A 13325-nucleotide genomic window follows, 5' to 3' on the forward strand; every position below is an offset into this window, starting at 1 on the left:
AAGTAATGCTTATCGCGAATCTCTTGATTTAGTCTTGAACAAATGAATGTGGTCCAATGCTTTACCCGTTCCGATTGCAACACAATCCAGCGGATTTTCAGCGATGATCACCGGCATTTGCGTTTCTTCACTGATGACTTTATCCAAATTGCGCAGCAAAGCACCCCCGCCTGTCAGCACAATGCCTCTGTCCATGATGTCAGCTGCTAATTCAGGTGGTGTTTTCTCTAGAGTGTTTTTCACGGAATCCACAATTGCAGAAACTGTGTCGCTTAATGCCTTGGATATTTCCTCAGCTGTAATTTCGATCGTTTTCGGTAGTCCAGTCAATAGGTCACGGCCGCGAATTTCCATGTTATCTACGCCTTCCGTGTCTCCAGCAGAACCAATTTCCATTTTGATGGCCTCAGCAGTACGCTCACCGATCATCAAATTGTAGTTCTTACGGATGTAAACGATAATGGCATCATCCATTTCATCACCGGCAATACGGATGGATTGGCTTGTTACGATTCCGCCAAGGGAAATGATCGCCACCTCCGTTGTTCCACCGCCAATATCAACGACCATGCTGCCTGTAGGCTCCCAAACAGGAAGGTCAGCCCCGATCGCTGCTGCAAACGGTTCTTCGATAGGATATGCATCACGGGCTCCAGCTTGTCTAGCTGCATCGATGACTGCGCGCTGCTCAACTGCCGTAATTCCGGAAGGCACACAAATCATGACATATGGCTTATTACCGAATACGCCCTTCTTTTGAGCTTCCTTCATATAGTACTTCATCATGGTAGCCGTCGTTTCATAATCGGCAATCACTCCATCCTTCATAGGACGAAGGGCAACCACGTTACCAGGTGTACGGCCGATCATGTTTTTCGCATCGTTTCCGACTGCAACGATTTGCTTTGTATCTGTTTGCACAGCTACAACCGATGGTTCACGTACTGCGATTCCTCTTCCTTTCACATATACAAGCGTATTCGCCGTTCCTAAATCAATCCCTATATCTCTAGCGCCAATTCCAAACATTATGGTATCTCCCTTTCGTAAACAAAAATGCCTTTTATAAGTTCAAATAATAATTTGTCGTTTTTTGACAATAAGAGTTTTGAAAAAGTTTCCTCTTTTAAAAATCATAAACAATATTATATCGTATCGTCAAAAATTTTGATAGTGTCATAAATAACCTTTTTCCTTCAAACTAACATATTTATGTTCCCCGATAATGATATGGTCCAATACTTCAATCCCGATTATTTTACCACATTCGACTAATCTTTTCGTCACTTCAATATCTTCTCTGCTGGGAGAGGGGTCTCCGGAGGGGTGGTTATGAAGACAGATGATAGAGGCAGCGGACCTTCTGAAAGCTTCTTTAAAAACCTCACGCGGATGAACGATTGAGGCATTGAGGCTGCCGATGAAGACCGTAGTTTTTTGAAGCACTTGATTTTTCGTATTTAAATAGAGACAGACAAAATGTTCCTGTGACAAAAACCGCATTTCTTCCATGCAATAATTGGCTCCATCTTCAGGAGATCGAATCACATAACGGTCTTGATCATTCAATTTGTTAATCCTCCTGCCAAGTTCGACAGAGGCCAGTATTTGAATCGCTTTCGCTTCACCAATCCCTTTAATCACCGTCAGTTCTTCCACTGAGGCTTCTTTTAGCAGACGCAGGCCCTTGAAGGAATTGATGAGCCTGCCCGATAGTTGCAGAACGGATTCTTCCTTTGATCCCGTCCTCAATAACAGAGCAAGCAATTCTTGATTGGATAGACTTTGCGGTCCGTCCTGCAGAAACCTTTCGCGCGGCCTCTCTTCTTTCGGGTAATCCCGCATCAACATTTTTGATCCACCCTTTCTTGGAAAAGGGAGATGCCAGAGGGAAATCGTTTATGCTAAGTCTGCCTGCATCGCTTTAAGTTCACGGGCCAGTCTTGAGACCGGAAGCCCGACGACAGAGAAATAGTCCCCTTTGATTTGTTTGACGAGAAGAGATCCATATCCTTGAATCCCATAGCCGCCAGCTTTGTCAAAAGGTTCCCCGCTATCCAGATAACGTTCGATTTCAGCTTCTGGCAGCTCCCAAAATGTCACTTCCGTCTTTTCTGCGAATACTCTGCGATGCTTTCCGAATAGGATGGCGACACCTGTGTATACTTCGTGTGTCCGTCCTGATAACATCTCCAGCATTCTTTTTCCATCTGCCCGGCTTGCCGGCTTCCCCAATATCTCACCATCAAGGACAACAACGGTATCCGAGCCGATTACCCAGTTTTCCTGAAATTTCGCCGCGATGGCTTCCGCTTTACGGGAGGCCAGGTCTTTCACCGCAGCATCCGGACACATGTTTTCATCAATACTTTCATCGACATTGGAATTCATGCTTTCAAAGGGGATTTGAAGAAATTGTAGAAGTTCTTTACGACGTGGTGATGAAGAAGCTAAAATCAATGGCTGCATAATTAAAAAGTCACCTTTCTTTACTAGGGAGATACATATCTATCCTATCAAATAATGGTCCAATCCACAATTATTGTTTACTAGGAATCGACAAATGCCCGAAAGTATTTCCCGGAAAATAAAAAAAGGTGTCAGCAGATAGTTTCATATTGGGAGCCTGTCCCATTAGGTAGCTCCCCTTTTCTTTACTTAACTTTATATATTTTGGTAATTCAATAAAAAATCAAGAAGACTTTCTTGAGCCTGAAATAGCTTTTCTTCGTTTAGGGAAGTCTCATATTCGTTAATCGACTTTGCCGCAGCCGTCAGGTCATCGTTCATTTTTGAAAACTTCGGTGATAATTGCCCTCCCTTCAGTTCATCCAGGTTTTTTTTCAGGGTTTCTTCGTTTACCGTCCCTTCCTTTCCGCGAAGCTTTGTTGCAGATATTTCTGCCAATGATGTATATACTGCCTTCATCTTGTCAAGGGTTTTCTCTTCTTCCTGGCTTGTCCCAGCCGCTTCAAAATTGATTTCCTTCCAATATACGTCTACATCATAAGACTTTAAGAATAAGGCCAGCTCCTTACTTGCAGTGAGACTCTCTGCCGATCCCAGGAATAAATAATAGCTGTCTTCCAATTTGAAAATTTCAGCTGGAACCTGCTTTTCCATGATTTTCTTTTGGATTTGCCTTGCCGCATCCTCGCTGCTGAATACACCACCCTGTACAAGAAACGTCTTTAGCTGGGTTCCTGGTTCATTTGCTGCCACTTTTTTATCTTCAACAGTGGCTCCCTTTGGAATCGAGGTCCCGACCGAAGAAACTGCGGCTTTTTCCTTTGTAATCGTTTTAACGGCGATCAAGCCAAGAATCGATCCAAAAAACACTGCACACATGACAGCGATCATGAATGCCTTGATCGGTCTATTATCCGGGCTTTTCAGCGAACTAGTCCCAAAACCGATTAGCTTCGGCATTTTCTTCTTTGGCGGTGAGGGAATCAATACAATCTTGTTTTCATTTGAATCCTCAGGGAGTATCCATTCGAAACTCTCATCTGGCTGTTCCAGCTCCTCACTCGCCGCCTCTTGGCTTTCCATCTTATTTTTATCCGCAAATACTTTTTCTTCCCCATTTATTTTAATCGTGACGCCTTTGCTTTTTTCCGTCTTGCCCAATTTTTTTCCTCCCCTCCAGATCATTTTTTTCATCCTAACATAGAGGCAAAAAAAAATAACAAGACTTTTGTCGTCTTGTCATTAATAGGTTTCGTCAAATTTCCCTATTCATATCGAGTTAAACAAAAAGGAACTTCAAGGCACTGGTGCTTCTGGTCCATGAACCGTTTAATAACGCCATACACCAATTACATATATACCTCTTCCATGTCATCTTCACTTGAAGTCAAATGGGGATAGTTCCCTACTCCTCATTGTTCAGGTGTTTTTTGACAAATTACTCTTGAACTGGGATGGTCCTTTAAGCTCATCTTAGAAAAGTTACATACCAATGTAAAAGGGAATCGCCCCAAAAATAAGCAGTCAAAGTCCCCAAAACGATATATGGCCCGAAAGGAATCAGTGTTTTCTTTTTTAGAACCCCGGTTAGCAACCCGATGATTCCAAGGAATGCACCATAAAAGCACGCAAAAAGAAACGATAGCAGGACCATCTTCATTCCCAGTACAAAGCCAATCACTGCAAATAGTTTGATATCACCGCCCCCCATGCCCCCCTTACTCACCACAGCGATTAATAGCAGCAGGCTAAAGCCAATCGCTGCCCCGACAATTGAATCCCACCATGGTGACAGCGGAAATGAAACTCTTAGAACCGTAAAAATCGCCATAAAGAAAAGCAGTATTTTATCGGGAATGAGCATATAGGCTACATCAGACACGAAGATGATCATAAATAATGAAATCAATGTCCAGCCAACCCAGAGTTCGTCCGACCAGCCAAGAAATATGGGAGCTGAGGCAAACAAAACACCGGTCAGCATTTCCACTGACGGATAGAGGGGGGAAATCCTTGCTTTACAGCCCAGGCATTTTCCGTATTGCATCATATAAGAAATAACCGGTATCAACTCGAAGAATGTCAATGTACGCCCACAAGAAGGGCAAGCAGAGCGCCGATTCGCAAATGAATTACCCGCTGGAACACTTAAACCGACGACGTTAAAGAATGAGCCTAAAATTAAGCCCAAGACGAAGAGATAGATATGGATAGCCATCATTTATACAAAGTGCACGAGGATTCGATTGCTTTTCTTTGAGTCCCTAATATAAAAGTCCCTTCCGCTATATAATAATCACTTGGTTTCTTCATGATTTTTCATTCCTCCCGTCATTTTAATAAGTATTCATCCTACTATTCATCAGTCATATAGATTCAATATATAAACATATTTTAACAAAAATACTTGGTGAATTGTTATCAATCACTCTATTAGAGTTTTTTCTTTTCAAGAGACTCTGTTAACAAGAGAAAAGGACCTTTGAAAAGATCCTTTTCCAGACTGTAGACAAACTCTCGATGAAAATAGAGCTTGTCTACCAGTTTTTTAGGGGTTTGTGCAATTGGAACGTAGGGCACACTCCCTTTGCGCCTGCGGGGTCTCCCATGGACTCGCTTTTCTAAGCAGGAGTCTCGTACACCCGCTCCAATCAACTTTGTTTTAACTTATAGATAGAGCCCTTTTGCCTAAAGTCTTTAATGTTCTAAAATAGACTTAATAAAACTTGAGGTGATGAGGATGCTTTCTAAATATGATCCTATTAAGCGTGACCAACTTGAAATGATTACTTTAAATCAACTGGTGCCTGCGAACCATTTGGTTCGTAAAATTGAGGCTGCCATTGACTTCACTTTCATTTATGATTTGTTGAAAGTTTTGTATTCAGAGATAGGACGCCCAAGTATTGATCTAGACTTTCATTCAATATAACTTCGGTATTCGTTCAATGCGTAAAACAATTGAAGAAGTTGAAACAAATATGGCTTACCGTTGGTTCTTAGGCTTTGGTTTCCATGATAAAGTGCCTCATTTCTCAACATTCGGGAAAAATAATTAGTCCGGTAAAGGCACATCCCTTTTAGGCATCTTCTCTGATTAGGAATTCCCTCACAAGTGAAAGGAAATGAAGGGAACCTGTGATGACAAGGGCCTCTTTTCCCCCTGTTTTCCGTCTGCCTTCCCTTATCGCCGCCTGCCAATCCTTGTTTATACTTTTATTTTCATGACTGCATTTTTCATAAAGCGTGTGCGCATCCGCCGCCCGTTCGTGGAAGAATTCAGTAATGATGATTTCCATCGCTTCCGTTTCCAGTCCACGAAGCATCTGGGAATAATTTTTATCTTTAAATGAGCTGAATATGAACCGGTACTTATATTCAGGGTAATGCACTTTTAGCGTTTCCATCAATACGTCGATGCCGGCAGGATTATGTGCACCATCAATGATCACCAACGGCTCATCCGATATTTTTTCAAAACGTCCATCCCATTTCGCTTCCCCTATTCCTTTAAGGATGCTTTTTTCATCGATATTTTCCATTCCTAATAGGACAGCAGCAATGGCCAGCGCCGCATTTTCCATTTGATGACGGCCTAACATCTGCATTTCCACATTTTCGATGGACCTGTCTCCAAGCGAAAAGGAGAAACTTTGCCCACATTCACTTTGCTTTACATTGCCTACATGAAAGTCTTTACCTAATTGGTAATAAGGCACGCCTACTGAAGACGCTTTTTCTTCGATTACTTTTGCTGGTTCCCAAGCGGTGACTCCGCTGATGATCGGCGCCCCGCTTTTAATAATGCCCGCCTTCTCTGAAGCAATTTCCCCAAGTGTGTTACCCAGGATATTCGTATGTTCCAAAGAAATCGAGGTAATGATCGAAAGAAACGGCTGAATGACATTCGTTGTATCGAGCCTGCCTCCCAGTCCGGTTTCCATTAAAACCAAATCCACTTCCTTTTTGCTGAAATAAGAAAATGCCATTGCAGTCAATATTTCAAACTGAGTAGGTCCATTCCCCTTACTGTCCATCTCTTGGATGAACGGCTGCAGCTCCCGGAATGTGGCGATAAAATCCTTATCACTGATTTCGTCCGCATTTATCTTCAGCTGTTCATTCAACCGTATTAAATAAGGTGAAGTGAAGGAAGCGACACGTACCCCTTCAGCTAGAAGGATTTCTTTCATATATTGCAAGGTAGATCCTTTCCCGTTTGATCCTGCAATGTGAATATACTTAAGCGCCTTATGTGGGTCACCTAAGTTAGTTAATAATGTTTCCATCCTTGATAAGCCAAAATTCATACCCAATTGAACTTGGCGCCGTTCAAAAAAATGATTGATTTCCTTCATGGTTGTTACCATTATCGTTGAGCCTCCTCTTTCTTTATACCGCTCTTATGCGTTAATATTATTTTATCAATATATGAACGATTAACCTAGATGAAAGGTAGTGTTTTAAAATGAAACCTTCAGATCTTCACTGTTGGATCGTCGTTAACGGCTATTTACAGCATGATAAGTTTTCCAATTTAGCTTTGTTCATTAAGGAGGCGGCTGAAAGGAAAGAAATCATGGCAACCCTTATCCGTAATTCAGATCTGATACCCATAATTGAAAAAGGAGTGCCTCTAATTAAAGGAGCCTTTGATAAGCTGCCTGATTTTGTTCTGTTCATGGATAAAGACATTCATTTGGCACGCCATTTGGAATTGCTCGGCATCCCAGTATATAACGGCAGTACAGCGATCGATATTTGTGACAGTAAAGCAAAAACACATCAAGCATTGGCCGGGCATGGCATACCGATGCCGAAAACCTTGTTTCCCCCCTTTACGTACGAAGGGATCGAAAGGGTCAATATGGATGCCTTTAAACTAATCGGCATTGAACTTGGGTATCCACTTATCGTTAAGGAAGCATACGGTTCTTTTGGGGAACAAGTATATTTGATCCAAACAGAGGATGAGTTATTTAAGACGATCCGTAATCTTGGCCACAAGCCATTTATCATTCAGGAATTCATTGAACACAGTAAAGGGCGGGATATTCGTGTTAATGTCGTCGGCAATCGAGTCATAGCAGCGATGCAACGCCATTCCGAGCAAGACTTCCGAGCTAATATGACTGCTGGGGGGCAGGCTGCCCCCTATACACCCACCACGGAAGAAGCACAACTTGCCATCCGATGTGCGGAGATTCTAGGTGCCGACTTCGCCGGCGTCGATTTGCTGTTCGGTGAAGAGGGACCGCTTTTATGCGAAGTGAATTCGAATTCTCATTTACTGAATATTTATGAATGTACAGGCATCAACATCGCTGATAGCATGTTCGATTATATCCTGAACAAATTAGGAAAAGGAAGTGCCTCTGATGAAAAAGCAAGCGGGTTGGTTGATTTATAACCGTGAGGATGCCATAAATAATAAAGGATACATAGATTGGATGCTTGGCGAAGCCAGTCAGCTTGATCTTGATTTACACTTTCTCCATCGGGAGGACATTAGGATCGGCCACCGTTTCAACGAATTGTACGTGGAACATGAGATGAAGCCAATTTCATTGCCTGACTTTGCGATCGTCCGGACCATCGATCCTTTTTTTACTAGGCAATTGGAGCAACTGGGGATTGCCTGCTTTAACTCCTCAACCGTATCCGAAATCGCGAATGACAAAGCAAAGACGCATCAATATTTGTCCTCGATGGGGATACCAATGGCCGATACCGTTTACTGCAACGGAAGTCCGAATGCCGAGGATATGGAGTTCCCTTTCATCGCTAAAGAAACAGGTGGCCGCGGAGGGAAACAAGTTTATTTAATCGAGGATGCCGATGATTTGGCCGAACTGAATGACGGAAATTGGATTGTCCAAAAACCTGGTTTATTCGGCAGGGATATCCGTGTCTTTGTAGTTGGTAAAAAAGTGAAGGCTGCTGTCCTTAGGGAATCCGCTTCAAGTTTCAAGGCAAATTACACGCTAGGGGGATCGGCTTCGTTATATGAGCTGACCGCATCCGATTTAACCCTTGTAGAAAGAGTAATCGAGGCATTTGATTTTGGCCTGGTCGGAATCGATTTCATATTTGCCGAAGATGGCAGCCTCATGCTCAACGAAATCGAGGATGTCGTCGGCAGCCGGACATTAAGTGCACTAAGCGACATGAATATCGTACGGGATTACCTCATATTCATAAAAGAAAGAATATCCTCCCAACGGAACATTTGATTTTGGGAATGGCATCAATTGCGTTAAATACAAAAGGATGAACCGGCATATAGCTGGTTCATCCTTTTGTTTTACAGTTGTTGCAGTTCGCTGATCCTGTGGATCACAGAGTCGCGTTTTTCGCTATAGTCTTTTTCTTTGGCACGTTCTTCTTCAATGACGCTTGCCGGCGCCTTTTTAACGAAGCCCTCGTTGCCTAATTTTTTCTGTACGCGTTCAACTTCTTTATTAAGTTTGTCGAGTTCTTTTTCAAGACGTTTCACTTCTTCGTCGATATTGATCAGTCCTGTAAGCGGAAGGATCAGTTCTACACCAGTTACGACAGCTGTCATGGCTTGAGCAGGTTCTTCGACCTCGATTCCGATCGTCAATTGTTCAGGATTACAGAAACGCTCGATATAGCTGCTGTTTTTCTGTAACGTTTCTAAGATGGACTCATCTTTAGCTTTTAAAATCAAATTGATTTTTTTGCTTAATGGTGTATTCACCTCAGCACGGATGTTACGGACGGAGCGGATGATTTCAACAAGCAGCTTCATTTCCTCGGCTGCAGCTGTATCTGTCAATCCTTCATTCACTTCCGGCCAAGCGGCAACAGTGATCGACTCACCTTGGTGAGGAAGGTTCTGCCAGATTTCTTCGGTAATGAATGGCATGAACGGGTGTAATAATCTCATCGTGTTATCCAGTACATAAGCCAAGATCGAGCGGGTCGTTATCTTCGCTGCTTCATTTTCGCCATATAACGGAAGCTTCGCCATTTCAATATACCAGTCACAGAAGTCATCCCAAATAAAGTTATAAAGCACACGGCCCACTTCACCGAACTCATAACGGTCCGCAAGTCTCGTCACGTTTGAAATCGTTTCATTCAAGCGCGTCAAAATCCATTTATCGGCTACAGACTTCTCACCGCTTAAATCGATTTCGTCATAAGTCATGCCATTCATGTTCATCAAAGCAAAACGGGATGCGTTCCAAATCTTATTCGAGAAGTTCCAAACCGCTTCCACTTTTTCCGTACTATAACGAAGGTCCTGCCCTGGTGAGCTGCCTGTAGATAAGAAGTAACGCAGGGAATCGGCACCGTATTGATCGATGACATCCATCGGATCCACACCATTGCCAAGCGATTTACTCATCTTGCGACCCTGTTCGTCACGAACCAGACCGTGGATCAGTACATTTTCAAATGGACGCTCACCTGTGAACTCAAGTGCTTGGAAAATCATCCGCGATACCCAGAAGAAAATGATATCATAGCCTGTTACAAGTGCTCCGTTTGGATAGTATCGTTTGAAATCGATACTGTCCTTATCAGGCCAGCCCATAGTCGAGAATGGCCATAATGCCGAGCTGAACCATGTATCCAGAACATCTGTATCCTGTTCCCAGTTTTCAGCATCCGCAGGTTCTTCGTGGCCAACATACACTTCACCTGTTTCTTTATGGTACCACGCTGGAATGCGGTGACCCCACCAAAGCTGACGGGAAATGCACCAGTCTCGGATATTTTCCATCCAGTGGAGGTACGTTTTTTCAAAACGATCTGGTACGAAATGAACCTTTTCCTCATCGGACCCTTTTTGAAGTTCAACGGATGCATCAGCCAGTGGCTGCATTTTTACGAACCATTGAGTCGAAAGATATGGTTCAACAACAGCACCGCTTCTCTCTGAATGGCCGACTGAGTGAAGGTGATCTTCGATTTTGAAGAGCACTCCTTCTTCCTGAAGGTCTTTGACGATTTGCTTACGGCATTCGAAGCGATCCATACCTTCGTACTTACCAGCCTTTTCATTCATCGAACCGTCTTCATGCATGACAAGGATGCGCTCCAAATTGTGACGGTTCCCAATTTCGAAGTCATTCGGGTCATGGGCCGGAGTAATTTTAACCGCGCCTGAACCGAATTCCATATCGACATAATCATCACCGACAATTGGGATTTCCCGGCCTGTAATTGGCAAACGAACCATCTTGCCGATCAGGTGTTTATAACGATCATCTTCAGGGTGTACAGCAACCGCAGTATCGCCTAGCATCGTTTCTGGACGTGTTGTGGCTATTTCAATTTCACCTGACCCGTCAACCAACGGATATTTCATATGGTAAAATGCACCCTGCACATCTTTATAAATAACCTCGATATCTGATAACGCCGTTTTCGTTGATGGATCCCAGTTGATGATGTATTCGCCTCGGTAAATCAAGTCCTTTTTATAAAGAGAGACGAAAACTTCGCGTACTGCTTTTGAAAGCCCCTCATCAAGAGTGAAGCGTTCACGGGTATAATCAAGCCCAAGACCCAACTTTGACCATTGTTCACGGATATGGCTCGCATATTCCTCTTTCCATTTCCATGTCTCTTCAACGAACTTTTCACGTCCAAGGTCATAACGGCTTACGCCTTCCGAGCGAAGCTTTTGTTCAACCTTTGCTTGAGTGGCGATACCGGCATGGTCCATGCCAGGCAACCATAATACATCATAGCCTTGCATCCTTTTCATGCGTGTCAATATATCTTGAAGTGTCGTATCCCAAGCATGACCAAGATGCAGCTTACCTGTTACATTAGGGGGCGGGATGACAATCGTATATGGTTCCTTTTTATCGTCACCCGTCGCTTCGAAAAACTTCCCATTAAGCCACCATTTATAGCGGCCTTTCTCTATCGTCTGCGGATCATATTTAGTTGGCATCGAAATTTGGTTCTCTTCCATATCATTTCCTCCTTTTTGGGCATAAAAAAAACTTCCATCATCACAAAAGGACGAAGGAAGTTGTTCGCGGTGCCACCTTTTTTCCGAAAAATAAAAAAATCTCTTTCGGCTCTCAAATCGGATAACGGCTCTTCACCGGCCTTCGCTACTAAGATCTTTCACGAAAACTGCTCGCGGACGACTTCGGATGCTGCTGCCTGGAAACCTCCCACCAATTGGTTTCCTCTCTGAAAAGTGCATTTCATCTTACTATTTCCGGTCTTTGCATTGAATTATATTCATATGTAAAATCATTGAATGCATATAGTATATAGTACAAAAAATATGGGGCTCCAGTCAATCATCTTTTCGCTTACTTTCCCAGGAAGCGTCTCATTTCACGCATTCACTCCCGCTGTCCGGCCATTTTCTTTATTTTATACTCCAGGAACAGTTAATGTGACGGCTTTTTCACCTTTCCCACTACCCACCCATATAATAAAAGAAGTCCTAAAAAGGAAGGTAATAATATGAAGCGAAGATATACTCCCTATACTTTACCGCCTTGGATGAAAAAATTCCGCGGTGTTTGCCAGCAGTTCATCATTCCCTTTATCGTATTCCAAGGATTACGTACGCTGATTTTCCCTACTTTCTTCGATATGCTCCTGTTAGTCGCCTTTATTTTCTTGGCCTTGTCTTTATATTTCGAATGGATTTAATTATTCCCTCACAGCAAAAAAATATACATGACTGGAGATGATCCAATCATGTATATTTAGCTTGAGGGTGATTGCTCTTCTTTGGCAGCCTCTGCGGCCGCCTTTTTCTTCTGTTCGATTTCTTCGATTTTCATCACCATATATTCTACATTCTTCAGGAGCCAAAATTGCCTCTGCAGTTGAGTAACATTATCAAGCTCTGAACGATGGCTCCTGCCATCGGAATAACCCTTCACTAATTCCAAAGCTGATCCAGGGAAAGCCATATAACTTTGCATGAGCAGCAATTCTTCTTCTTTCAAAGGAAAATAACGAAAATAGTTATATAGCCAGTCGACGCAGTCATCGCATTGGACAGGATAGGTCCTGGCCGATTTAACGAGAAATGGCAGTAAATCGAAATGAGGCGGTGCCGTATTCGAATTCTCAAAATTGATGAAGTAGCCATACCCCCGTTCATCACTAACGAAATGCTTCAAAGAGACCTTTCCGTGCGTGATCACGGTTCGAACCTTTTCACTTTCCTTCGTTTTTTCATACCAAGTTTCAAATTTCTTGATCGAGTACTTCAGTGCCTGTGAAATATCAGTGAAGAATGAACAAACCGTCATTTCAAATGGAGACATATACCACTTCTTTTCGCAGCTGACAATATACTCATCCATAAAGTCCTTCTCGTTATTCCAGGCATCAAGCGTCCGCTCATAATGAGCTTCCCGTTCTTCTATATCCACCTGGATTTCCTTTACGGACAGCGTATGCATCCGAGCAAGCTCCCTGAACATTTGCTTATGCTTTTCATCACGCTCCCCGTCCCCTTCATTATTAAGCCAGGGCATCAGGTAATACAAACGTCCATTATGAAGAACGGCGTAACGCTGATCCATCGTTTGATAAATGGGAACGATCCGGTTATAGCCTCGATGGTACAGTTTTTGAACATTCCTGATAAAATCAATGCCTTTATGCGGTACAATGGATTTCAAGGCAAATGTACCTCGATCACTGTATACTTTTTTCACCCGCCCGAAGTCCTCAATATATTGTACATACATGGCGTATTCCTTCAAGACGGTCTCCGTGTCACGATCCCGATTAATAGGCTGCTGATTCTCGTTTTCCCTCACGAGACTCACTCACTTTCTCTATAAACACTCAACAATCCGATTATTCGATTCCTCTAGCCACCAAAAGGTGTA

At 43.0% G+C, this 13325-nt stretch carries 11 protein-coding genes, 1 pseudogene and 1 other annotated feature; of the genes and pseudogenes, 4 read left to right on the plus strand and 8 right to left on the minus strand.

The features are described from left to right. Positions 1–9: 9 nt before the first annotated feature. From ACFX4X_RS01805 to ACFX4X_RS01825, 5 genes are all read right to left on the minus strand, one after another. Positions 10–1029 carry a rod shape-determining protein gene (locus ACFX4X_RS01805; RefSeq protein WP_061464254.1) on the minus strand — a complete coding sequence of 340 codons (1020 nt, stop codon included), beginning with the start codon at positions 1027–1029 and terminating at the stop codon, positions 10–12. Positions 1030–1176: 147 nt separating this feature from the next. Next, a complete protein-coding gene (radC, locus tag ACFX4X_RS01810; RefSeq protein WP_377381146.1) occupies positions 1177–1851 on the minus strand; it encodes a RadC family protein in 675 nt (224 codons plus the stop codon). A 48-nt stretch (positions 1852–1899) separates the two neighbouring features. Further along, complete coding sequence (locus ACFX4X_RS01815) at positions 1900–2469, minus strand: Maf family protein (protein WP_377381149.1); 570 nt, start codon at positions 2467–2469, stop codon at positions 1900–1902. A 195-nt stretch (positions 2470–2664) separates the two neighbouring features. Continuing rightward, positions 2665–3630 carry a hypothetical protein gene (locus ACFX4X_RS01820; RefSeq protein WP_377381152.1) on the minus strand — a complete coding sequence of 322 codons (966 nt, stop codon included), beginning with the start codon at positions 3628–3630 and terminating at the stop codon, positions 2665–2667. A 307-nt stretch (positions 3631–3937) separates the two neighbouring features. Then, positions 3938–4690, minus strand: a complete 753-nt coding sequence (locus ACFX4X_RS01825) for a prepilin peptidase (protein ID WP_318681323.1) — start codon at positions 4688–4690, stop codon at positions 3938–3940. A gap of 519 nt (positions 4691–5209) precedes the next feature. Here ACFX4X_RS01825 and ACFX4X_RS01830 point away from each other — a divergent pair. Next, positions 5210–5522: pseudogene (locus tag ACFX4X_RS01830) on the plus strand (transposase); the annotation flags it as partial. A 27-nt stretch (positions 5523–5549) separates the two neighbouring features. Here ACFX4X_RS01830 and ACFX4X_RS01835 read toward each other — a convergent pair. Continuing rightward, a complete protein-coding gene (locus ACFX4X_RS01835; protein WP_284470098.1) occupies positions 5550–6839 on the minus strand; it encodes a bifunctional folylpolyglutamate synthase/dihydrofolate synthase in 1290 nt (429 codons plus the stop codon). A gap of 98 nt (positions 6840–6937) precedes the next feature. Here ACFX4X_RS01835 and ACFX4X_RS01840 point away from each other — a divergent pair, with 98 nt between their 5' ends. Then, positions 6938–7879: an ATP-grasp domain-containing protein gene (locus tag ACFX4X_RS01840; RefSeq protein ID WP_377381155.1), complete on the plus strand. Its 942-nt coding sequence runs from the start codon at positions 6938–6940 to the stop codon at positions 7877–7879. Continuing rightward, the gene (locus tag ACFX4X_RS01845) at positions 7848–8702 is read left to right on the plus strand and encodes an ATP-grasp domain-containing protein (protein WP_377381158.1); all 855 of its coding nucleotides are present in this window, start codon (positions 7848–7850) and stop codon (positions 8700–8702) included. The genes ACFX4X_RS01840 and ACFX4X_RS01845 overlap by 32 nt, the downstream gene beginning before the upstream one ends. A gap of 71 nt (positions 8703–8773) precedes the next feature. Here ACFX4X_RS01845 and ACFX4X_RS01850 read toward each other — a convergent pair whose 3' ends face one another. Beyond that, on the minus strand, positions 8774–11425 hold the full coding sequence (locus ACFX4X_RS01850; protein WP_377381161.1) for a valine--tRNA ligase: 2652 nt from the start codon (positions 11423–11425) through the stop codon (positions 8774–8776). 43 nt (positions 11426–11468) lie between these two features. Continuing rightward, positions 11469–11697: a binding site (T-box leader), on the minus strand. 237 nt (positions 11698–11934) lie between these two features. On the opposite strand from ACFX4X_RS01850, the gene ACFX4X_RS01855 reads away from it, so the two are divergent. Next, entirely contained in the window at positions 11935–12126 is a 192-nt protein-coding gene (locus ACFX4X_RS01855) for a hypothetical protein (protein ID WP_061464264.1), read from the plus strand. Positions 12127–12182: 56 nt separating this feature from the next. Here ACFX4X_RS01855 and ysxE read toward each other — a convergent pair whose 3' ends face one another. After that, positions 12183–13253 (minus strand): spore coat protein YsxE, encoded by a 1071-nt coding sequence (gene ysxE / locus ACFX4X_RS01860; RefSeq protein WP_284470094.1) that lies wholly within the window; start codon positions 13251–13253, stop codon positions 12183–12185. Positions 13254–13325: the final 72 nt, after the last annotated feature.

Source organism: Peribacillus sp. YIM B13481 (assembly GCF_042787985.1).
GTDB lineage: Bacteria > Bacillota > Bacilli > Bacillales > DSM-1321 > Peribacillus > Peribacillus simplex_A.

Coding starts and splice junctions, on each gene's coding strand:
- ACFX4X_RS01805 (WP_061464254.1), bottom strand. CDS start 1,029: ATGTTTGGAATTGGCGCTAGAGATATAGGGATTGATTTAGGAACGGCG.
- radC (WP_377381146.1), bottom strand. CDS start 1,851: ATGTTGATGCGGGATTACCCGAAAGAAGAGAGGCCGCGCGAAAGGTTT.
- ACFX4X_RS01815 (WP_377381149.1), bottom strand. CDS start 2,469: ATGCAGCCATTGATTTTAGCTTCTTCATCACCACGTCGTAAAGAACTT.
- ACFX4X_RS01825 (WP_318681323.1), bottom strand. CDS start 4,690: ATGATGGCTATCCATATCTATCTCTTCGTCTTGGGCTTAATTTTAGGC.
- ACFX4X_RS01835 (WP_284470098.1), bottom strand. CDS start 6,839: ATGGTAACAACCATGAAGGAAATCAATCATTTTTTTGAACGGCGCCAA.
- ACFX4X_RS01840 (WP_377381155.1), top strand. CDS start 6,938: ATGAAACCTTCAGATCTTCACTGTTGGATCGTCGTTAACGGCTATTTA.
- ACFX4X_RS01845 (WP_377381158.1), top strand. CDS start 7,848: ATGAAAAAGCAAGCGGGTTGGTTGATTTATAACCGTGAGGATGCCATA.
- ACFX4X_RS01850 (WP_377381161.1), bottom strand. CDS start 11,425: ATGGAAGAGAACCAAATTTCGATGCCAACTAAATATGATCCGCAGACG.
- ACFX4X_RS01855 (WP_061464264.1), top strand. CDS start 11,935: ATGAAGCGAAGATATACTCCCTATACTTTACCGCCTTGGATGAAAAAA.